18 protein-coding genes are annotated in these 21,746 nt (G+C 69.5%); 9 read left to right on the top strand and 9 right to left on the bottom strand.

Annotation, left to right across the window (positions count from 1 at the left end):
- Nucleotides 1-41: 41 nt before the first annotated feature.
- Complete coding sequence (locus ACP15J_RS04280; protein ID WP_424935297.1) at nt 42-1,163, bottom strand: glycosyltransferase family 4 protein; 1,122 nt, start codon at nt 1,161-1,163, stop codon at nt 42-44.
- 2 nt (nt 1,164-1,165) lie between these two features.
- Nucleotides 1,166-2,482 carry a hypothetical protein gene (locus tag ACP15J_RS04275; protein ID WP_424935298.1) on the bottom strand — a complete coding sequence of 439 codons (1,317 nt, stop codon included), beginning with the start codon at nt 2,480-2,482 and terminating at the stop codon, nt 1,166-1,168.
- A gap of 154 nt (nt 2,483-2,636) precedes the next feature.
- Between ACP15J_RS04275 and ACP15J_RS04270 the strand changes: the two genes are divergently transcribed.
- A complete protein-coding gene (locus ACP15J_RS04270) occupies nt 2,637-3,695 on the top strand; it encodes a glycosyltransferase (RefSeq protein ID WP_424935299.1) in 1,059 nt (352 codons plus the stop codon).
- On the opposite strand, the gene ACP15J_RS04265 is transcribed toward ACP15J_RS04270, so the two are convergent.
- The 4 genes from ACP15J_RS04265 to ACP15J_RS04250 all read right to left on the bottom strand — a co-directional run bounded on the left by ACP15J_RS04265 (nt 3,670) and on the right by ACP15J_RS04250 (nt 7,747).
- Complete coding sequence (locus tag ACP15J_RS04265) at nt 3,670-4,578, bottom strand: glycosyltransferase (protein WP_424935300.1); 909 nt, start codon at nt 4,576-4,578, stop codon at nt 3,670-3,672. The genes ACP15J_RS04270 and ACP15J_RS04265 overlap by 26 nt on opposite strands.
- Nucleotides 4,571-4,951 carry a DUF2304 domain-containing protein gene (locus tag ACP15J_RS04260; protein WP_424935301.1) on the bottom strand — a complete coding sequence of 127 codons (381 nt, stop codon included), beginning with the start codon at nt 4,949-4,951 and terminating at the stop codon, nt 4,571-4,573. The genes ACP15J_RS04265 and ACP15J_RS04260 overlap by 8 nt, the downstream gene beginning before the upstream one ends.
- Complete coding sequence (locus tag ACP15J_RS04255) at nt 4,948-5,670, bottom strand: glycosyltransferase family 2 protein (protein ID WP_424935302.1); 723 nt, start codon at nt 5,668-5,670, stop codon at nt 4,948-4,950. Before ACP15J_RS04255 ends, ACP15J_RS04260 begins: the two co-directional genes overlap by 4 nt.
- A gap of 61 nt (nt 5,671-5,731) precedes the next feature.
- Entirely contained in the window at nt 5,732-7,747 is a 2,016-nt protein-coding gene (locus tag ACP15J_RS04250; RefSeq protein ID WP_424935303.1) for a hypothetical protein, read from the bottom strand.
- Nucleotides 7,748-7,891: 144 nt separating this feature from the next.
- Here ACP15J_RS04250 and rfbA point away from each other — a divergent pair, with 144 nt between their 5' ends.
- The 8 genes from rfbA (at nt 7,892) to ACP15J_RS04210 (ending at nt 18,135) form a co-directional block, all read left to right on the top strand.
- Nucleotides 7,892-8,761 carry a glucose-1-phosphate thymidylyltransferase RfbA gene (gene rfbA / locus ACP15J_RS04245; protein WP_424935304.1) on the top strand — a complete coding sequence of 290 codons (870 nt, stop codon included), beginning with the start codon at nt 7,892-7,894 and terminating at the stop codon, nt 8,759-8,761.
- Entirely contained in the window at nt 8,761-9,759 is a 999-nt protein-coding gene (rfbB, locus tag ACP15J_RS04240) for a dTDP-glucose 4,6-dehydratase (RefSeq protein WP_197220393.1), read from the top strand. Before rfbA ends, rfbB begins: the two co-directional genes overlap by 1 nt.
- Nucleotides 9,759-11,171 (top strand): sugar nucleotide-binding protein, encoded by a 1,413-nt coding sequence (locus tag ACP15J_RS04235; protein WP_424935305.1) that lies wholly within the window; start codon nt 9,759-9,761, stop codon nt 11,169-11,171. Before rfbB ends, ACP15J_RS04235 begins: the two co-directional genes overlap by 1 nt.
- Before the next feature lie 86 nt (nt 11,172-11,257).
- Entirely contained in the window at nt 11,258-13,381 is a 2,124-nt protein-coding gene (locus ACP15J_RS04230) for an acyltransferase family protein (protein ID WP_424935306.1), read from the top strand.
- Nucleotides 13,382-13,495: 114 nt separating this feature from the next.
- Nucleotides 13,496-14,632 (top strand): UDP-galactopyranose mutase, encoded by a 1,137-nt coding sequence (glf, locus tag ACP15J_RS04225; protein WP_197220551.1) that lies wholly within the window; start codon nt 13,496-13,498, stop codon nt 14,630-14,632.
- Between the two features lie 14 nt (nt 14,633-14,646).
- Nucleotides 14,647-16,551 carry a glycosyltransferase gene (locus tag ACP15J_RS04220; protein ID WP_424935307.1) on the top strand — a complete coding sequence of 635 codons (1,905 nt, stop codon included), beginning with the start codon at nt 14,647-14,649 and terminating at the stop codon, nt 16,549-16,551.
- A gap of 52 nt (nt 16,552-16,603) precedes the next feature.
- Nucleotides 16,604-17,395: an ABC transporter permease gene (locus tag ACP15J_RS04215; RefSeq protein WP_424935308.1), complete on the top strand. Its 792-nt coding sequence runs from the start codon at nt 16,604-16,606 to the stop codon at nt 17,393-17,395.
- Nucleotides 17,395-18,135 (top strand): ABC transporter ATP-binding protein, encoded by a 741-nt coding sequence (locus ACP15J_RS04210; RefSeq protein WP_424935309.1) that lies wholly within the window; start codon nt 17,395-17,397, stop codon nt 18,133-18,135. The genes ACP15J_RS04215 and ACP15J_RS04210 overlap by 1 nt, the downstream gene beginning before the upstream one ends.
- 49 nt (nt 18,136-18,184) lie before the next feature.
- Here the strand turns inward: ACP15J_RS04210 and ACP15J_RS04205 are convergent, their stop codons facing one another.
- Genes ACP15J_RS04205 through ACP15J_RS04195 form a run of 3 tightly spaced genes read right to left on the bottom strand, consistent with a single transcriptional unit; the run spans nt 18,185 to nt 21,661 of the window.
- Entirely contained in the window at nt 18,185-18,784 is a 600-nt protein-coding gene (locus ACP15J_RS04205) for a hypothetical protein (protein WP_424935310.1), read from the bottom strand.
- A gap of 1 nt (nt 18,785) precedes the next feature.
- The gene (locus tag ACP15J_RS04200) at nt 18,786-19,748 is read right to left on the bottom strand and encodes a glycosyltransferase (protein WP_424935311.1); all 963 of its coding nucleotides are present in this window, start codon (nt 19,746-19,748) and stop codon (nt 18,786-18,788) included.
- Nucleotides 19,745-21,661, bottom strand: a complete 1,917-nt coding sequence (locus tag ACP15J_RS04195; protein ID WP_424935312.1) for a glycosyltransferase — start codon at nt 21,659-21,661, stop codon at nt 19,745-19,747. The genes ACP15J_RS04200 and ACP15J_RS04195 overlap by 4 nt, the downstream gene beginning before the upstream one ends.
- Nucleotides 21,662-21,746 lie beyond the last annotated feature (85 nt).

The raw sequence follows: 21,746 nt of genomic DNA, 5'->3' as shown, positions 1-21,746 counted from the left end.
CGGTTCGTCTCCTTCTCTCGGTTCTCGGCGTCGGCTCACGGTCATGACCGGGAGAGGAGGATCCGTCGGAGCTCCCTCGTGTTCCCCTCGTAGGTCGTCTCAAGGAGGCGGGCACGAGCGCGGTCGGCGCGTTCCTGCGCGGCGGAGACGTCGTCGAGGGCGGCGATCACCTGGTCGGCGAGCGCGGTGACCTGGCCGGGCGGGGCGTACAGGGCGTCGTCGGCCATCGACGCCCGCACGCCGCCGATATCGGTCGACACCACGGCGGCGCCGGAGAGGGTGGCTTCCGCCGGCGGCAGATGCCAGCCCTCTGCGTCGCTCCCGCAGAGGTAGACCCGGCTGGTCTGGTAGAGATCCCGGAGCTGCGCGGGCGTCGGGTCGGCCACGTAGTCGATGGCCGAGGCCATCGACGGCCGTTCGCGGCTCGGCCCGAAGACCCTGGCGGTCGTGGACGGGCGGCGACGGAGCACCTCTTCGAGGACGCCGATGACCACGTCGGGGCGCTTGTACCCGTGCGGGGAGAGGAGCGAGGTGACCTGTTCCGGCCGGTCCGCGAGCGCGGGACCCTTCGGGAAGTCCGCCGCGACGATCGCGTTCGGCAGGAGCCGGCTGCTCAGGCCGAGCTCCGTGGACCTCTCGGCGAGCCAGGGGGCGATGACGATCCGTTCGTCGACCGCGCGCCAGGCCGCGGCGATCGCCTCAGGAGTGTCGGCCCAGCTCTCGTCGTGCTGGATGAGCGCCGCGGAGCGGGCTCCGGCCCGGCGTGCGACCCGGCCGGCGAAGGGCATGGTCTGGACCGCGGTCGCGAGCACCGCGTCGCCCCGTCGCAGACGGAGCGGGGGGAGGCCGCCGACGGCGCGGACACGCACCTTCGTGTCGAGGCGGAACCACCGCACGCCGGTCCGGCGCCAGCCGGCCCGTTGCCCCCGCAACCACCAGGCGAGGACGCTGCGCATCGCCGGCCACGCGTGGAACGAGCCGTTCCGCTGCGCCATGAACGCCTCCGAGTGCCAGACGGTCACCGCGACCCCCTGGGCGGCCAGGGCGTTGGCATATTCGTAGGCGACCTTGTAGCCGCCGATCGGCACCGGAGAGACCGCCGGGAGGAGGATGTGCACGGCGCCGGAGCCGTCTCGTGCCTCGTGGGCGCTGTCGTCGTCCATGCTCACTCTCCGTTCCGGTCCGATCTCTCCGGGTCGACGCCGGGGGCGGGCCGAGTGTCGCCGACGCCGACGCGCAGGGTGAGCAGCAGGGTCGCGACGAGCGTGATGACCTCGCTGAGGGCGAAGCCCACCGCCACTCCCACCACCCCGAAGAGGAGCCCGCCGCCCAGCATCGCTGCCAGGCCGACGGCCGCAGCGGCGATGTTGACGGTCAGCACCTGGCGATCGCGTCGGGCCGGGATCAGGATGTTCCTGATCAGCGGGGTGGACATCGTCACCGCGACGAAGGCGACCCCGTACAGCTGGAGGACCACCGGGTCACCCTGCTTGTCGGCGCCGAACATCCATCCGCTCAGCATCGGCCCGAACACGACCAGGATGACCCAGCCGATGATCGCGACCACGGCCATGACCCCGATCGCCGCCAGGTTCCGTGGCCGACGATGCGGTCCTGACGCCTCCAGCACCCAGCCCTGGAGCGCGTTCCCTGCCGCGCTCACGGCGAGGGTGCCATACCGGTAGAGCTTGTCGCTCGACGAGAACGACGCGGCGGCTGTCGCCGACGCCAGCCCGCTCGCGAACGGCACCGGCGCGTTGGCGTAGAGGCTCCCGATCGACTCGACGCCCCACGCGTGCCGCATGTCGGCCACGTCCGAGCGCAGCCTCGGCATGCCAGGCCAGCGGGGGAGCAGCTGCCCGAGGAGCCTGGCATGGAACAGCGCCGTGCCGATGAGGATGGAGACCAGCAGCAGGATGCCGTACCAGAGGACGTTCCTCGTCACGAGCACCACCCCGATCGCGAGAGCGGTCGCGATCGAGCGGGGGATCACCTCGTACCAGAAGATGAGCCACGGCGAGGAGACTCCGACGGCGTACCAGCTGAGGCCGATCCCGTTGAGCGCGCTCGCGATCGCGAAGACGGCGGCGACGCCCCCGGCGCCGGCCGGAGCGACGAGCGAGGACACCACGGCTCCGATCGCCGAGGCGAGCACGACCAGCGCGGATCGGATGTAGAACGAGCGCGCGTAGAGGTCGATCCGGTGCGCCGTCGACTCCGCCATCGCGACGAGCGGCGTCCCGAGGACGTTCCAGCCGACCATGCCGAGGGCGGCGGCGAAGGCGCCAACGCCGAGGCCGGCGTTGAGCGCGGCCCAGTCGTCGGTCGTCGCGGCGCGGGAGACGAACGGCAGCGCGATGAGCGGAAGGACGGCCGCGATGAAGGGGAGGGTCGTGAACCCCATCAGACGCCGGGCGAGCACGGCGGTGGCGGACCGGCCGGGCGCGGGGGCGCTCTGATCGTTCGTCGGAGGGGTCGTCACCGTCGGCCGGCCCCGATCGGGCCGCCGGGGCGGTCGAGTCCCCGGACGGGAAGCGGTGTGCGGGTTCCGGCCATGCGCTCGATTTTACAGGGGCCTCTCCGCCGGTCGTCGCCCGGGCGGGAGAGCAAGGCGGGCCGCCTCTAGAATGGCTCCGATGGGACGAGATGAAGAGGGACCCGACGGGGGCGCAGGGGGCAGAGCGCCGGGCCGGGGCGCGATCGTCCTCGCGGCATATGAGCCGGACCCCGCGCTCTTCGCCCGTCAGATCGACTCGCTGCGGGCGCAGACGGTGCAGGACTGGGAGTGCGTCATCTCCGTGGACGGCGGCGAGGACGTCATCCGACGAGTGCTCGCCGAGGTGGCGCACGACGATCCCCGGTTCCGTCTGCTGGCCGGGGGCGAGCGCCTCGGTTTCTACCTCAACTTCGAGCGGGGCCTGTCGGCGGTCTCCGCGGACGCCACCTGGGTCGCGCTCTGCGATCAGGACGACTACTGGTACCCGGAGAAGCTCGAACGCCTGCTTCCGCATCTCGCGCACGTGTCGCTCGTCTCCGGCCAGGCCCGGCTCGTCACCTACCCCGACGAGACCGTGACGGGTCACACCGATCGCCGCGACCTCGGCCCCGTGATGACCATGCTCAACAACCAGTTCACGGGATCGTTGTGCGTGCTGCGCGCCGATCTCGCCCGGCAGAGCCTGCCGTTCCCTCGGATGTCCACGAGGGCGGCGGCGCACGACCACTGGATCGGCGTGCTCGCCGGGGCCGCGGACGGGACCCGGATCGTGGACGACGTGGTCCAGGACTACGTGCAGCACTCGGCCAACGTGTTCGGCGACCCCAGCCGCATGCAGGCGACGGGGTTCCTGAGCGCGATCAGGGTCGCCTTCGCCAGTGCCCGCGCGTTCACGCGTCGTTACGAGGGATCGGCAGGACCGGTCGCCACCCTCCGCATGTTCTTCCGGATCTACGTCGGCTGGCGGCAGCTGCTCGCGCAGACCCTGGACGAACGCGTTCCCGGGGCGACCCCCGAGGTGGTCAGGGTTTTCGGCGCCCGGCGCAGGCTCCTGCCCACCTGGCGCCTGCTCCGACGCGCGCGGCGCGCCGGACACGTCGCCCCGCGATTCGTCCTCGAGTACGTCGGCAGCTGGTTCGCCGGCGTGCTCGTCGGAGGTCGAAGGCGGCTGGTCAGCTCTCGCCGGACGACCAGCTGATCGCCGTCGCTCGCCGGGCGAGCTCGGCGGGGATGCGTCCGCCCCGGCCGCGGACGCCGTCGCGGAGACCTCTCGCCAGCAGGGCGCCCATCGCTCTCCTGGGGCGTGCGCACAGCAGGATCAGGCCGAAGTAGACGAGGTCGACCAACAGGTCGCGCGTCATCCGCAGGGGCGCCTGCCGGAAGTAGCGGCGTGTGAGGAGGATCCGGTTGCGGGCACGGTAGTAGTACCGGAACGGGGTGCTGGCCATCGTCGTGACCGTGAAGGGCAGCCGGTCGAAGGGTCGCAGCCGCACGGTCCGTCCCAGCTCGTGCGCGATCCGCGTCGATGCGGCGACGATCCGGCGCCGCTGGCCGAGGATGCGCAGCTCGAAGTCGGTGTCCACCAGGTCGATGAACAGGCTCTCGTCGAACTCGCCGATCGCGGCGAAGGTCTCGCGCGGGACGAGCATGCCGGACTGGATCACCCGGCGGGCGTCCGGTGCCTCGGCGGAGGAGACCGCCTGACGTACCTCGGCGAACCGGCCGGGGACGACCGCGGCGACGTTCTCTCCCGCGGATTCGAGGCGGTCGAAGGTGGCGCGCAGGGCGTCGATCGTCTCGGGCTCCGGTGCGGAGTCCTGGTCGAAGGTGACGACGAACCGGCTCACACCGTCGAGGGCTGCACGGACGCCAGCGTTCAGCGCGGCTCCGATCCCGGAGTTCTCGGGCTGGTGCACGACCACGGCTCCGAGTCTCGCCGCCTCGTCGAGCACGTCCGCACCTCGGCTGCTCCCGTCGTCGACCACGACCACGGGGCGGTGCCGCAGCACCTCTCTCACGGTCTCGACGAAAGAGGGAGAGGGGTTGAACGTGGTGAACACCACGGTCACATCATCACTCATCGGTCGCGTCGAGCCGCGAGCGCAGCTCCTCGACGTCGCGTTGGAGCTGCTCCTGCGCGAGACGGGCGATCGCTGACTCCTCGGCCAGCCTGCGCAGACGCTCCTCGGAGCGGGTGAGCTCCCAGGACAGGTGCAGCGACACCGCGAGAAGGAGGCCGATCGCGAGGGTGAAGACGAGGTTCGCCGGCAGCTGGAACCCCAGGGTCCCGGTCAGCCAGACCAGCGCGTCGGGGAAGATCCCGAGGAGGAAGACCGCGAGGCCGATGGTGAGCCAGAGGACGGCGTACTTCTCGCGCAGCTGGCGTCGCAGCAGGAGCGTCGTGACCGCCGTGAGGATCACCAGACCCAGTGCCAGGGCGCCGAAGGAGATCATGCGCGCCCCCGGATCGGACGACGGATCGCCGCCAGGGTGAGCGCGAAGACCGACCGCGCCAGATAGACGGCGGAGCCGAGGAAGCCCTGGCTCGGATTCCCGGACATACGCGGGCGCATCGCCACGGGCACCTGGACGACGGTGAGGCCGGCATGCAGCGCGGCGACGAGGCTGTCGATCGTGTCGCCGAGATACTCGGCGGGGTAGTAGGCGACGTACTGGTCGATCGCGCGACGGTTGGCGGCGCGGAACCCGCTGGTGACGTCCGTCAGGCGGGTGCGGGCGATGCGGGAGATGACGGAGGCGAGGAAGACCATGGCCCAGCGGCGAGGGCCGGTGGCCTGGTAGGTGCCGACCTCGGCGAAGCGGGCGCCGATGGAGATGTCGGCTTCGTCCAGGCCGGCGAGGATCTTCAGGATGTCGTCCGGGTTGTGCTGGCCGTCGGCGTCCACCTGGATCGCCTTCTCGTACCCGTGGCGCTGGGCGTACGCGTAGCCCGCGCGCATCGCCCCGCCGACCCCCATGTTGTAGGGGAGGGTGAGCACCGCCGCGCCGGCGGAGCGGGCGACGACGCCGGTGTCGTCGGTGGAGCCGTCGTCCACGACGAGAAGGTCCGCCGCGGGGAGGGAGGAACGGATCTCCTGGACTGTCACGCCGACGTTGGCCTGCTCGTTCCACGCGGGCACGATGACCAGCAGCTCCTGTCTCATCGAACCCATGCGACCAATCCTAGAGGGGGCCTCCTGGGGATCCCGGTCCGAGCGGGCGACACCGGATGCCTCACGGGATCGGGGTGCCCTCCGTGTAGCTGCCGCGCCACCCGGCGGGCAGCGCCTCGATGCTCGGCCACCCCGGGCTGGCCAGCTGCAGCAGTGTGGCGGTCGACTGCACGTGACGGACGGCGCCGCCCTGTACGACGTAGATCTCGGGCCCGCCGAAGGAGACGAAGGAGCCGTCGGCGAGGAGCGGTGCTCCGACGGCGAAGGCTCCTCGGGTGTCCGCGTTCCATGACAGGAACGTCAGCGGACGCCCGGCGTTCGCCTCCTGGAGCCGTTGCTGGCTGCGCACGTGGCGCAGCTGCGCACCGGAGATCAGGTAGACCGGATCCGCCTGCGGCGACTTCGCGAAGAGGGCGTAGCCGTTCGTGCGCCCTGTCCGCGGGAGCGCCGCGCACAGCGAGTCGGGGAGCTGGGCCGTCGGGGCGCCGGCCGTCGGATTCTGGATGCGCGTGAGCCCTCCTCCGTCGACTGCGAAGGTCGCCCCGCCGCACACGATGAACGGCGCGAGGCCTCCCGGCGTCCGAGGGTTCTGGGCGAGGGCGCCGTCGTCCAGGACGGTGACCCCCGTGACCCCCGCATCGGCGGCGATGCCCCAGCTCGGGATGTGGGCGATCTCGGGGCCGGTCCCCGAGACATAGACCTCGGGGGCGTTCGCCTCCTTGACCAGGGTCCCCGAGGGGAGGATCGCCGCGCCCTGCGGGATCGCGGCGACGTTCGCCTGCGGGATCGTCGCCACATAGCCCCGTCCGGCGGCGGGAAGCTGGTTCCAGGCGCCGAGCGTGGTGACGTGGCGCTTCTTCCCGCCCTCCCAGCGGTAGTAGGCCGTCGAGACGTCGTCCTTGAAGTAGACGCCGACATCCGCTCCGGTGGGGAACCGGTCGATCAGGTTCCCGGGGAGCGAGGTGTAGACGGACATGCTGAACCCGTAGCCGGTGACGAGCTCCGCGCTCGGGAAGTGGTGCTTGGTGCCGTCCGTCTCCAGCAGGTACATCGCGCCGTCGCGGGCGTCCCGGATGAAGCGGGTGGCGTTGGTGGTCTCCGGGATCGAGGAGAGATAGCCGGACGAGACCGTCTGATACCAGCCGAGACGTGACATGTAGGCGGCGAGGTCGGTCCCGCTGACGATGTGGTACTTCTGCGACGCGGCGTACAGATAGATCGCGTCGCTGTCGGACGCCTTGACCAGCCGGGACGAGGGCAGCTGGGTCGAGCCGAACCAGTCGGTGAAGTAGTTGAAGAAGTTCCGGTTCCCGTATGCGGAGCAGTAGTCCCCCTCGCCGTAGCCGGCCGCGAGCGCCGCCCGGTTCGGCTGATAGGGCGTGTAGTAGTACAGCGCCGCGGTCGCGCCGTTCTCGATGAACACCGGAGAGGAGCCGCAGCTGCGGTCGGGGTTGTAGAGGATGCTCCAGGTGTTCCCAGGGGCGTACCACTGGAAATAGCGTCCCTCCAGGTAGATCTTCATCTGGCGGGCGGCGCCGTAGATCTGGTGGAAGAACCCGACGAAGCTCGGGTCGCACGGGGCGTCGTCGGGGCAGCCCTGGCCGAGGGCCGCGTCGTAGCGCCACTGGCTTGGCCAGGTGTGGGTGACCAGGCCCTGCTCCTTCTGCAGCATCACCACGAGCACCTGCGGGTTGATCCCGCAGGACTGCGCGACTCGGGCGAGGATCGAGGAGGCCCGCTCGTTCGAGACGCCGGAGTAGCCGTTGCAGTACCGATCCGCCGGGCGGTTCACGCTGGAGATGCGGAAGTCCTTCAGACAGGTGTATCCGGGCTGGCAGGTCCCGCCCTTCGACTGCAGGAAGGCCTGGATCTGCTCGGCCGTCATCGTCCCCGCGTCGGTGAGAACGGCGTCCGAGATGATGTTCCCCGCACGGAACAGAGAGAGGTCCGCTGCGGGGCGGATGCCGGACGCGGCGACGGTGCGGGACGGGGGCTGAGCCGAGGTCGACGCCGAGACGGATGCGGACGCGGGCGCCGCGCTCAGGACGCTCAGGGCGACGAGCGCCGTCGAGAGCATGGCAAGCCACCGTCGGGGGGAGAGACGGCGACGTCGGAGGGGACGTGTCGGGGGCACCCCGCCATTCTGCCCGATGTCGGACGGAATTCCTGGGCTGCCGCGCCCTGGACGGTGCGTTTTCCGTGCGTGTGTCACGATAGTCGGGTGAAAGGCATCATTCTCGCGGGAGGTTCGGGGACGCGGCTGCACCCGATCACGCTGGGCGTCTCGAAGCAGCTGATCCCCGTCTACGACAAGCCGATGGTCTACTACCCGCTGTCGACGCTGATGTTGGCGGGGATCAGGGAGATCCTCATCATCACGACGCCGCACGACGCGGAGCACTTCGAGCGTCTCCTCGGTGACGGCTCCCAGTTCGGCGTGTCGATCACCTTCGCCCAGCAGCCGTCGCCGGACGGCCTCGCGCAGGCGTTCACGATCGGTGCCGACTTCATCGGGGACGACAAGGTCGCTCTCGTGCTCGGCGACAACCTGCTCTACGGCCCCGGTCTGGGCACGCAGCTCAAGCGTTACGCGGACGTCGACGGCGGAGCAGTCTTCGCGTACTGGGTCGCGGAGCCGAGCGCCTACGGCGTGGTCGAGTTCGATGCCGATGGCACGGCGGTGTCCCTCGAGGAGAAGCCGGCGAGCCCGAAGAGCAACTACGCGGTCCCAGGCCTGTACTTCTTCGACAACGATGTCGTGGAGATCGCACGGAACCTCGCGCCGAGCGCGCGTGGCGAATACGAGATCACGGACGTCAACCGGGCCTACCTGGAGCGAGGAAAGCTGCAGGTCGAGGTGCTGCCCCGGGGCACGGCGTGGCTGGACACCGGCACGTTCGATCAGATGACCGACGCCGGCGACTACGTCCGCACGATGGAGCGCCGCACCGGCATGCGCATCGGCGTGCCGGAGGAGGTCGCCTGGCGACAGGGCTTCCTCTCCGACGACGAGCTGCGCGAGCGCGCGCAGAAGCTCGTCAAGTCCGGTTACGGCACCTATCTGCTCGAGATCCTGGAAAGAGGCCGCTGATGGCGCACCTGCTCGTGACCGGCGGTGCCGGCTTCATCGGCTCGAACTTCGTCCACCACGTCGTCACGCACACCGACCACACGGTCACGGTGCTCGACGCTCTCACCTACGCGGGCAACCGCGCCTCCCTGGACGGCCTCCCCGCCGACCGGGTGAGGTTCGTGCAGGGCGACATCACGGACGCCGAGCTGGTGGACCGTCTGTTCGGCGAGGTCGACGCGGTCGTGCACTACGCCGCGGAATCGCACAACGACAACTCGCTGCACAGCCCACGGCCGTTCCTGGACACGAACATCGTCGGCACCTACACGCTCCTGGAGGCCGCGCGGAAGCACGACCGCCGGTTCCACCACATCTCCACGGACGAGGTCTACGGCGATCTCGAGCTCGACGATCCGGAGCGGTTCACCGAGCAGACGCCGTACAACCCCTCGTCGCCGTACTCCTCGACCAAGGCGGGCAGCGACCTCCTCGTCCGAGCCTGGGTCCGCTCCTTCGGCGTGCGGGCGACCATCTCGAACTGCTCGAACAACTACGGTCCTTACCAGCACGTGGAGAAGTTCATCCCACGGCAGATCACGAACGTGATCAGGGGCATCAGGCCGAAGCTCTATGGAGCGGGGGAGAACGTCCGGGACTGGATCCACGCGAACGACCATTCCTCGGCTGTCCTCACCATCCTCGACAAGGGACGCATCGGCGAGACCTATCTCATCGGCGCCGACGGGGAGCGCAACAACAGGGACGTCGTCGAGCTGATCCTGGAGCAGATGGGTCAGCCGCGCGACGCGTACGACCACGTCACCGACCGTGCAGGGCACGACCTCCGCTATGCGATCGACTCCACCAAGCTCCGCGCCGAGCTCGGATGGACCCCGCAGTACGCGGACTTCGAGTCCGGTCTCGCGGCGACGATCCAGTGGTATCGCGACAACGAGGAATGGTGGGCGCCCGCCAAGGACGCGACCGAGGCGTTCTACGCGTCGAAGGGACAGTGATGGCGGTCGAGTTCGGCAAGCCGCTCGCCGTCCAGGAGACTCCCATCCCGGGGATGATCGTCCTCGACCTGCCCGTGCACGGCGACGCACGCGGGTGGTTCAAGGAGAACTGGCAGCGCGAGAAGATGACGGCGCTGGGCCTGCCCGACTTCGGGCCGGTGCAGAACAACATCTCGTTCAACGACGCGGTGGGCACCACGAGGGGCATCCACGCCGAGCCCTGGGACAAGTGGGTCTCGGTCGCGACCGGACGGATCTTCGGCGCGTGGGTCGATCTCCGCGAGGGCCCGAGCTTCGGGCAGGTGTTCACGACCGAGCTCGATCCGTCGCGCGCGATCTTCGTGCCGAGGGGGGTCGGGAACTCCTACCAGACTCTTGAGCGCGACACCGCCTACACCTATCTCGTCAATGACCACTGGTCGCCGGACGCGACGTACTCCTTCCTCAACCTCGCCGACGAGACGGCGGCCATCGACTGGCCGATCCCGCTCTCCGACGTCGAGATCTCGGAGAAGGACCGCAATCATCCGCGGCTGGCTCAGGTGACCCCGATCCCGCCGCGCAAGATCCTCGTCCTCGGCGCGGGAGGCCAGCTCGGGACGGCGCTGCGCAGGCTCCTCGGCGACGCGACGCACGTGGAGTACGCCGACCGCGCGACGCTCGACCTCACCGGCCCTGGCCTCGCCGGCGCTCGTCGGTGGCGGGACTACGGAGTGATCGTGAACGCCGCGGCGTACACCGCCGTCGACCTCGCCGAGACCCCCGAGGGTCGCAGGGACTCCTGGGCGGCGAACGCGGAAGGACCCTCGCGTCTCGCCGGGATCGCCGCGGAGAACGGCCTCACGCTCGTGCACGTGTCGAGCGACTACGTCTTCGACGGGTCGACGGAGGGCGCGCATGTGGAGGGGGAGCCCTTCTCTCCGCTCGGCGTCTACGGGCAGTCCAAGGCCGCGGGCGATCTCGCCGTCGCGACCGCGCCGCGCCACTACATCCTCCGCACCTCCTGGGTGATCGGCGAGGGGAAGAACTTCGTCCGGACGATGGCGTCGCTCGCCGAACGGGGCGTCGACCCCCAGGTCGTCGACGACCAGGTGGGGCGGCTGACCTTCGCCGACGAGATCGCCAGGGCGATCTCGCACCTGCTCACGACCGAGGCCCCCTACGGCACCTACAACGTCTCCGGCGCAGGGGAGCCGGCGTCCTGGGCCGACATCGCCCGCGAGGTCTACCGTCTGGGTGGGGCGGACCCGGACCGGGTGAGCGGGATCTCGACCGAGGAGTACTTCGCCGGCGCGACAGGGCCGGTCGCGCCGCGGCCGCGCAACAGCGTGCTCGACCTCTCCGCGATCGAGGCGACCGGGTTCCGGCCACGCGACTTCCGCGCTCAGCTGGCCGAGTACCTCGCCGGCTGAGCGGGCCGTCGTGCTGAGGCCTGCGTCCGGGCGTGCCTCCGGCAAGGTGAGGTTCTTAGAGACCTACGGGTAAACTCTTACCCTCTGTGCTGCGCGAACCCGAAGCCGCGCGACGCCGCAGGAGCGGTTTCCTCCCGACCGCCGCTCCCGCCGCGCAGGAGGAGCGTCGCCGTATGACCCTCATGGCCCAGGAACGGCCCGTCGCGACCTCGGTCCCCCCGCGCCGGCACCGCGTCGACATCGACGGACTACGCACTCTCGCCATCCTGCTGGTGGTCGTGTACCACGTCTGGCTGGGCCGTGTGTCCGGCGGGGTCGACGTGTTCCTCATGATCTCGGCGTTCTTCCTCACTGACTCGCTCGCCCGGCGCGTCCTCGGCGGGGAGCGGCTCCGTCTCGGGACGTTCTGGCTCCGCCGCTTCCGCCGCCTGCTCCCCGCGGCAGCGGTCACGCTGCTCGGCGTCCTCGGCATCGCGTACCTCCTCTACCCGCCGAGCAGCTGGTCCGCCGTGTGGGGGGACACCTGGGCGAGCCTCTTCTACGGGCAGAACTGGCGCCTCGCGTTCTCCTCTGTCGACTACTACGCCCGCAGCGCCGCCAGCACGAGCCCGCTGCAGCACTTCTGGTCGCTCTCGGTCCAGGGACAGGTCTTCCTCCTCTGGCCCGTCCTCATCGCCCTGGTGGCCCTCGTCATGAGGAGGAGGCGGCATCAGGCCAGGGCCGCGCTGATCGTCGTGTTCGCTCTCATCTTCTCCTCGTCGCTCTGGTACTCCGTCATCGAGACGGCCGAGTCTCAGGCGTTCGCGTACTTCGACACGTTCACGCGGCTCTGGGAGTTCGCGGCGGGCTCGCTGCTCGCCCTGGTCCTCCCGCTCCTGCATCTCCCCGCGTTGCCCAGGGCGATCCTCGGATGGGCGGGCGTCGCCGGGATCGTCACGTGCGGGATCGCCCTGGACGTCCGCGGCGGCTTCCCCGGCGTCCTGGCACTGTGGCCGGTGCTCTCCACAGCGGCGATCATCGTCTCCGGCGCGGGGGACACGACGCGAGGGGGACCGGCGGCGCTCCTGGCGTCCCGGCCGATGCGGTTCCTCTCCGGCGACGCCTACGCGCTCTATCTGGTGCACTGGCCGGTGCTGATCACGGTGATGGTCGTCGCAGAGACCGACCGGATCGGCCTCTGGCAGGGAGCCGTCATCATCGCCGCCTCGTTCGTCCTTGCCCGCCTCCTCTCCCGAGGGGTCGAGCACCCGTTGCAGCGCGCGACGTGGTTCGACGGCGCTCCATGGCGGAGCGCGCTCGTGATCGCGGTGTGTCTCGCCCTCGTCTCGTCCGCCACCTCCGGCTGGCAGGCGAAGGAGGAGCAGCGTGCGGCCGCGATCATGGCCGCGGCCGACGAGGGGTACCCCGGCGCGGCGCAGGTGAACACGCCACTGGACATCAGCGGGTCGGGACAGCCGCTCATCCCTGTGGCCACGGCCCTTGAGGACGAATGGCAGGCGGTCGGCGGCCACTGCGAGGGAGGGCTCGCCCCGGAGAGCGAGATCCTCGACGGCACGTGTCAGCAGAGCCCTGTCGCGGCGACCGCGGACCAGACGGTCGTCGTGATCGGGGACTCCCACGCCCAGCAGCTGGGGACGCCGATGGCCCTCTACGCCGCGGAGCGCGGGATCGGCGTCGTCACGCTCCTCAAAGGAGGGTGCACGATCGGCGCCGCCGAAGATGACCGCGGACCGGCCAACCCGTACACGTGCGAGGAGTGGCTCCCCGCGGCCGTCGACTACACCGTCGCGCTCCAGCCCACCGCGGTCTATGTCGTGGCCACCCGTGCGGACGCCGTCGAGTCAGAGCGTCTGCTGGACGGCGTCGAGGACACGGTCGAGACCTTCCTCGACGCGGGGATCGCCGTGATCGCGGTGCGGGACAGCCCTCGTTTCTCCTTCGACATGTACTCCTGCGTCCACGCGGGGAGGCGGTGCTCCGTCCCGCGGGAGCAGATGCTCCACAGGGAGAATCCCGCGGAGGCCCTCGATCGCAGGGTGACGCTCGTGGACTACACCCCCTGGCTCTGCCCGGACGGGGAGTGCGTGGGAGCCATCGGGAACATCGCGATCTACATCGACGACAACCACGTCTCGCACGCCTACGCACGGACGCTCACCCCGATGCTCGACCGCATGCTGCGGTCCCACGGGGTGTTCTCCTCGGCGTGACGTCCACTCAGTCGCTTCCCTGCTCCGCGCTCGTCGGTCGGTAGACTAGGCCGGTGCGCCTTCTCGGCGCAGACGCATGTGAAGGGCCGGGCGCACCGGCGGAAAGTGACACAAATGGACCTCCTCGTCGTCGGATCGGGCTTCTTCGGCCTCACGATCGCTGAGCGCGCGGCCGCCGCGGGCCGCAGGGTGACCGTCATCGATCGACGGCATCACATCGGCGGCAACGCGTACAGCGAGGACGAGCCGACCACCGGCATCGAGGTGCACCGCTATGGCGCTCATCTCTTCCACACCTCGAACCCCACGGTGTGGGAGTACGTGAACCGTTTCACGACCTTCACCGACTACGTGCACCGGGTGTACTCGACCCATAAGGGCGTCGTGTATCCGCTGCCGATCAACCTCGGCACGATCAACCAGTTCTTCCAGGCGGCCTACACCCCCGACGAGGCCCGCGCCCTCATCGCGAGCCAGGCGGGGGAGTTCGACGCCCATGAGGCGAAGAACCTCGAGGAGCGTGGCATCGGTCTGATCGGCCGTCCGCTGTTCGAGGCCTTCATCCGGGACTACACCGCCAAGCAATGGCAGACCGACGCACGGGAGCTGCCCGCGTCGATCATCAGCCGCCTCCCGGTGCGGTACACCTACGACAACCGCTACTTCAACGACACCTGGGAGGGGCTGCCCACCGACGGCTACACGGCGTGGCTGGAGCGCATGGCCGACCACCCCCACATCGACGTGCAGCTGAACGTCGACTTCTTCGACGAGACCCAGCCCCTCAACAAGAAGGCGACCGTCGGACAGGTCCCGATCGTCTACACCGGCCCGGTCGACCGCTACTTCGACTACAGCGCGGGCGAGCTCAGCTGGCGCACCATCGACCTGGAGGAGGAGGTCCTCGACGTCGGAGATTTCCAGGGCACCTCGGTCATGAACTACCCGGATGCCGACGTGCCGTACACGCGCATCCATGAGTTCAAGCACTTCCATCCCGAGCGGGCCGATCGCTACCCGACGGACAAGACCGTCATCATGCGTGAGTTCTCCCGCTTCGCCGAACGCGGCGACGAGCCCTACTACCCGGTCAACACCACCGCCGACCGCGAGGGTCTCCTCGCCTACCGAGAGCTCGCCAAGGGCGAGGCCGACGTGCACTTCGGCGGACGTCTGGGGACCTATCAGTACCTCGACATGCACATGGCGATCGGTTCCGCTCTGTCGATGTGGAACAACCAGCTGGCATGAGGATGGACGACGCAATGGCGAAGGACGAATCGACGGAGTACATCGCCGTCAACCACACCGTCTTCCCGACCGAGGGCGTCGCGGAAGTGTCCGCGCTCTACGTCGATACGGGCACCGGGGACGGCTCACAGCCGGGCGAGTCCTATGAGATCGTCGGACGACGCTCCATCAGGGTCTTCGCCCACCGCCGCGTCTCGCTGAGCACCTACTTCAACACCTTCCCCGCCAGCTACTGGCAGCACTGGACCAAGATCCGCCAGGTTCGCCTGGTGGCCACGGTCCAGGGCAAGGGGCTCTTCTCGGTGTACAAGTCCAGCGCGAGGGGGCGGGCGTCGGCTCTGGCCTCCAAGACGTTCGAGGACGAGACGGTGACGTTCGACCTCCCCGTGACCTCGTTCATCGACGGCGGCTCCTACTGGTTCGACATCGCCGCAGGATCCGTCGACGCGGTTCTCGTCTCCGCGGAGTGGCAGGTCGCGGCGCCCGCGGACCTGAAGTCGGGGAAGACGACCGTGGGGATCACCACGTTCAACCGTCCCTCCTACTGTCTGAACCAGATCATCGCCGTGGGGCAGAACGAGCATGTCCATGACGTCCTCGACCGCGTCGTGGTCGTCGACCAGGGGACCGACCTCGTCTCCGACCAGCCCGGCTTCGCGGCGGCGGCGGAGCGCCTGGGCGACAAGCTCGTCATGCTCCGGCAGCAGAACCTCGGCGGGTCCGGCGGGTTCTCACGGGCGATGCTCGAGTCCCTGGAGTCCGAGGAGAGCGACTACGTGCTCCTCCTCGATGACGACGCGATCTCCGAGCCCGAGGCGATCGTCCGCGCGGTGCGGTTCGCGGACTTCGCGGTCACGCCCACGATCGTCGGCGGAGGGATGCTGCACCTCGACGACCGCTCCGTGCTGTACACGCAGGGCGAGGTCTGGGATCAGCGGGCGTCCTGGATGCGGCCCTCGGGAGCGAGCGAGTACGACCATGACTTCGCCGAGGAGCCGCTGCGCGAGACGCCCGAGCTGCACCGTTACCTGGGCGCGGACTTCAACGGGTGGTGGATGTGCCTCATCCCGACGGTGATCCTGCGTGAGATCGGCCTTTCGATGCCGGTCTTCCTCAAGTTCGACGACATCGAGTTCTCGCTTCGCGCACGCGGCCATGGGTACCCGACGGTGTGCCTGCCAGGCGTGGCGGTATGGCACATGGCCTGGCACGACAAGGACCCCACCCGCACCTGGGAGGAGTACTTCATCCACCGCAACCGGACGATCACAGGCCTCCTGCACTCCCACGTCAAGAACGGCGGACTGCTTCCGCTGAAGAGCTTCCTGGGCGACATCAAGCTGCTGTTCATGCTGCAGTACTCGGCCGTTCGCCTGCGCCACGAGGCGCTGCGGGACGTGTTCGCCGGGCCGGGCCGACTCCCCGAGGCCCTGCCGACCAAGCAGGCGGCCGTGAGGGAGCTGCGCTCCGAATTCGTGGACGCCGTCGTGCTCGACGACCTGACCGCGGTCCCGCCCGTGCGGCGCTCCTCCCGTGCTCTCCTCGGCGGGGTCTCCCGTCCGACGAACCCGATCGCGACCCTCGTGCTCGCGGCCCGTGTCACCGTGCGGCAGCTGTTCATCAAGCAGTCCGCGGGCAGCAGGCGCAACCCGGAGCGCATCATCTCGGCGCCGGACATCACCTGGTGGCGCTTCGCCGACATCGACTCCGCGCTCGTCACATCGCCGGACGGGATCGGCGTCGCCTGGTATCAGCGCGACCGGGCGACCATGCACCGCTTCCTCCTGCGCAGCATCCGGATGAACTGGCGGCTTTTCCGGCAGTGGAAGAAGTACGCGGCGCTCTACTCCACGCAGATGCCGGAGGTGTCTTCGCCCGAGAAGTGGCGGGAGACCTTCTCCGCGGCGACGGTGAAGTGACCGCGGGTCGCGGACACGCGCTCCGACGCAGGACGGGGACACAGGACAGGCGATGAGCGGAACAACGATCGGCGCGCCGGGGAGCGCGCGGCGGTACGTCCACTCCCTGTGGCTGCTCTCCGCCCGTGACCTCCGCGTCCGCTATGCGACGAGCTTCCTCGGCTACTTCTGGTCGGTGCTCGACCCGCTCGTGATGAGCGTGATCTACTGGTTCGTCTTCACCCAGGTGTTCCATCGCAAGGTGGGGGAGGAGCCGTACATCGTCTTCCTCATCTCGGCGCTGCTCCCGTGGGTCTGGTTCAACTCCTCGATCGGCGACTTCACCCGCGCCTTCCGCAAGGACTCGCGGCTGATCAGGTCGACGGCGATCCCGCGGTCGACCTGGGTCACCCGGGTCGTCCTGAGCAAGGGGATCGAATTCCTCTGCTCGCTGCCCGTCCTCGTCCTGTTCGCCGTCTTCAGCGGCGCCCAGGTGGGCTGGGGGCTGTTGGGCTTCCCGGTGGCCGTCGCCTTGCAGGTGGTGCTGCTCGTGGGTCTCGGGCTGCTGATCGCCCCGCTCACCGTCCTGTACACGGATCTGGAGCGGACGACCGGCCTCGTTCTCAGGGCTCTCTTCTACGCCTCGCCGGTGATCTACGGGTTCTCGGACCTTCCGCATCCCTTCCAGTCCCTGGGTCTCATCAACCCCCTTTCCGGGATCTTCACGTTCTACCGGGTCGGGTTCTTCCCCGATCAATGGCATGTGGAGCCGGTCGTGACCAGTGTCGTCGTCTGCTTCGGGGTGCTCGCGCTCGGCCTTCTGGTCTTCCGGCGCCTCGAGCCTGCCGTCCTGAAGGAGCTGTGATGGGGAGCGCGATCGAGGTCGAAGGGCTCGGCGTCCGCTTCCGCCGCGGGCGGCGCGGACCGAGGAACATCAAGGACCTGTTCGGAGGGGCGGCGCGTCGTGCACGGCCGGGGGAGTTCTGGGCGCTGCGCGACGTCTCGTTCGCCGTCGAGCAGGGCGAGGCGATCGGCGTCGTCGGGCGCAACGGACAGGGCAAGTCGACTCTTCTGAAGCTGGTCGCCGGCGTCCTCCTCCCCGACGAGGGGCGCGTGTCCGTGACCGGCGGCGTCGCACCGCTCATCGAGCTCACCGGCGGCTTCGTCGGCGACCTCACCGTGCGCGAGAACGTCCGGCTGACCGCCGGCCTGCACGGGATGCCGAAAGCGGAGATCGCCCGCCGCTACGACGGGATCATCGCCTTCGCGGAGCTGGAGGACTTCCAGGAGACGCCGTACAAGCATCTCTCGAACGGCATGAAGGTGCGGCTGGCCTTCTCCGTCGTCTCGCAGCTCGACGAGCCCATCCTGCTCGTGGACGAGGTGCTGGCGGTGGGCGACAAGGCGTTCCGCGAGAAATGCTATCGACGCATCGACGAGCTGCTCGCCGACGACCGGACGCTCTTCTTCGTCTCCCACAACGAGCGTGACCTCCGACGCTTCTGCACACGGGGCCTCTACCTCGACGGCGGAGGCCTCGTGCTCGACGGCCCGATCGGCGAGGTCCTCGACCGCTACAACGCGGACCACACGGGCGGGCGCTGAACGCACGGCGCGGACGCGCACGGGTCGTGCCGAGGGCGTCGTCGCGCGGTCAGGCTCCGAGGATGCGACGGAGGCCGTCGATGTCGCCGCGCACCGCGCCGACCTCGCCGGCGGTGTCGCCGCCGGACGCGGAGGTCCGCAGCGTCGTCAGATCGGCGGCGTAGGCGGAGATCGCGGCTCGCCACCGTTCCGCGATCGACGACGGGGGCTGGGCGTCGGAGAGCCGCTGCGCGTCCTGCTGCAGCTGGTCGACGATGTCGACGGCCTCCTGGCCGCTCTTGCCGGCGAGCAGATCGAGCCCGACGAGCGCGTCATCGAGTCGGGGGGCGACCTGACCGCGGAACGTCTCGACGTCAGGGTCTGCCGGCGCCGGCGGCTCGGTCTGCGGCGCCGTGGGCTCCGGCGTCGTCGGGAGGGGCGTCGCCGTCGGACTGACGGTGGGCGTCGGGGTCCTCGTCGCCGTGGGGGAGGGCGAGGGTGAGGACGTCGGATCGGGGATCGCCGAGGAGCGCGGGAAGAGGAGGAAGACGATGAGGCCCGCCACGAGCAGGGCGGCGACGACGAGGGTGATGACGAGAGCGATCCGTCGCCCTCGCCGCGGACGCTCGGGCGGGAAGATCCACTCGGCCTTCGGGCGCTGCTCGCTCATCTCAGTCCTCCAGGGGTGCCATCGGGCGCCAGGCGGCGTCCCGTGCGATCTTCCCTCCGTCGCGCAGGCCGCGGAAGAGGTTGCTGGTCCCGCGGAGGGTGCGCTCCACGAAGATCAGGCGGATGATCTCCTTCGCGAAGGTCATCGCGGTCCCGAGAGCGAACAGCGGCGGGCTGTAGGCGCCCTGGGCTCGGTAGTAGTGCTTGATGTACGCCCGGTTCCGCATGATGTAGTAACGGTAGGCGTCGCTGGACGCGTTCATGTGGCGGATGCCCATGTCCCACTGCTTGATCTCGCGGGTGCGGCGGAGCACGAACTCGTCGACGATCACCGCGGTGGTCTGTCGAGAGGCGAGCCAGCCGTACACCTGGTCGTCCCAGTAGATGAAGAAGCGAGGGTCGGGCAGCCCGATCCGCTGCACGATCGAGCGGTGGATGAACATGCCCTCGAAGCAGCCGCTGTTCATCTCCTTGAATCCGGAGGAGTCGAAGCCGGCCGGCGCGAACGGGATGGGGATGCCCATCCGCTCCGCGATGCGGTACTGCCAGTAGAAGGCGCTGCCGTCGTAGTCGTAGCGGCGGCCCTGGATGCTCTTGAAGCGGGGGGTCCAGCGGCCCATCCGGGCGAGGCCGTCGGGAAGCACCTCGACGTCGTCGTCCATGAGCCAGATCCACTCGGCGCCGAGGTCGTAGGCCGTGCGCACGCCCTCGCTGAAGCCTCCCGAGCCGCCGGTGTTGGCGTCCAGGCGTCGGTAGACGACCTCGGTGCCGAGGTCGGCGCGCAGCGCGTCGACGACCTCGGTGGTGTCGTCCGCGGAGGCATTGTCGATCACGACGACCCTGCCGGGCTTCGGCTCCATCCGCGAGATGCTCTCCAGAAGGCCGCGGAGCAGGTGCGAACGGTTGTAGGTGACGATGACGATCGCGGCGGAGGCGGGGTCGAAAGGCGTCGCGGGCGATGTCATTCCTGCTCCTCGAAGATCTCTTGCCAGGCGCGCTCGGACACGAGGTCCGGCAGAGCGTTGCGGTAGGCGCGTTGGAGCTCGGGCCAGCGGCGCTTGAGCTGACGGTGCAGGCGTATCGACTCGCGCAGCATGCGCCGATATCGTGCACGGTCCCTGGTGTAGACGGTCTTGCCCGATCCGTCGGCCGTGCTGATCAGCGCGCTCTCATACCCGGACACCCGCCACCATTGCGCGTCGTCCTTGCCGAGCTCGACCTGGGGGCGCTCCAGGTTCTCCCTGTGCGGCGCGCGGAACCAGTGCGAGACGAGGATCCTCAGCGTGAGCAGCCGCAGACGCACGCCGCTCGGAGCGTCCGCGTCCGGGCGGATCCGCGGCGGGAAGACCGCCCGCCCCTGGCGGGAGCGGGGCGTCTCCTCCCCGTCGCGGTGTACCTGCGTCTCCCCGAAGCCGGTCGCGAGCGCTCTGGCCTCCGGCATCCCGTGCCGCAGCGAGTGCCGCAGATGCCCCGGGCCGGACAGCAGGTCGCGGAGGGCCTTCGCGCGCAGCGCCGCGGGGTAGTACTGCATCATCATCAGATGCTTGAGGTCGACGCGGAGGCTGTGCGTGAGCAGACGCCCGCCCTGGGGGAGCGTCGAGTGCAGGAGGCCGGCGAGGATCCGGTTGCGGGCGTGGAAGTAGGCCTGCCAGTCGATGCTGTCGTCCTTGTTGACCCAGGAGACGTGCCAGAGCGCGACACCGGGGAGGGAGACGGTCGGGAAGCCGGCCTTGCCGGCACGGAGGCAGAACTCCGCGTCGTCCCACTTGATGAAGGCGGGCAGGGAGAGCCCGACCCGACGGATCGCCTCGACCGGGATCAAGCACATCCACCAGCCGTTGTAGTCGGCGTCGAGCCGCATGTGCAGGAGCCGGGACTGGCGGAGGTTCGCCGCTCCGAAGTCGTGCGGCATGCTCTCCTGATAGAGGTTGCGCCACATGAACGGCGCCTCGTCGACGACCTCGGCCCAGCCGTGGAGCCGCGCTCGGTCGAGCAGGTCGAACATATGACCCCCGACGAGCGTCGGCTCGGTCGCGAACCGGCCGAAGACGATGGAGCGCCGCAGCGCCTCGGGCTCGATCTGCACGTCGTCATCCAGGAGCTGGACGAAATCGCTCTCGTCTCGCCGCAGCGTCTCGTGCATGGCACGCGCGAACCCGCCCGACCCGCCGAGGTTCGGCTGCCGGATGGCGACGAGACGTTCGCCGAGCGCTGCGGAGGTCTCGGCATAGCCCGGCTCGTCGGCGACCATCCGTGTGCCCTGGTCGACGAGGAAGACCCGGTCGACGAGCTCGAGCACATCGGGGGACGCGGCGAGCGCCTGGAGCGTCCGGACGCAGTAGTCGGGCTTGTCGAACGTCGTGATCCCGATCGAGGCCAGGCCGACGCGGGCCGGCTCCTCCTCGGTGGTCCACATGGCGTGCTCGAGGGTGGCGGACTCCTCGTCGGCGACGAGGTCGAACCAGATCCATCCGCCGTCGCTGTACTGAGTGAGCGAGAGCGGGAAGGTCGTGGTCGCGTCGCCCTGGACCTCCTGCGTCGCGAGACGCTGGCGGACCCCCGATCCGTTCGAGCGATAGACGAGCACGGTGGCAGGACCCGTGGTCCGCACCGTGAGGGCGATCTGCCGGACGCCGGTCCAGTGCTGCCAGTACGACGCGGGGAAGGCGTTGAAGTAGGACGCGAAGGAGACGCGCCGCCCTGCGCCGATGCGCGCGCGGTGACGGCCGAGGACGTTGCCGAGGTGGGCGCGTGCGGAGACGCGGACCGGCTCGTCCTCGATGGAGGTCCAGGTCTCGGGATCGGCGTACAGCGGCAGGAGGTCAGGGTCCCGATCGAGAGGGAAGACGACGTTCTGCAGGACGTAGGTCACGGGCACGGACTCCGAAGGATCAGGGGCACACGAATCGGGCCGGGAGTAGCCTATCGGCCCGAGGCGGAACGGCCCTGAGAACGCCCGGCAG

The sequence above is a fragment of the Microbacterium sp. S308A+ genome (assembly GCF_049800815.1).
Lineage (GTDB): Bacteria > Actinomycetota > Actinomycetes > Actinomycetales > Microbacteriaceae > Microbacterium.
The sequence above is the reverse complement of the archived record's forward strand: the minus strand, read 5'-3'. Positions and strand labels throughout refer to the sequence as shown.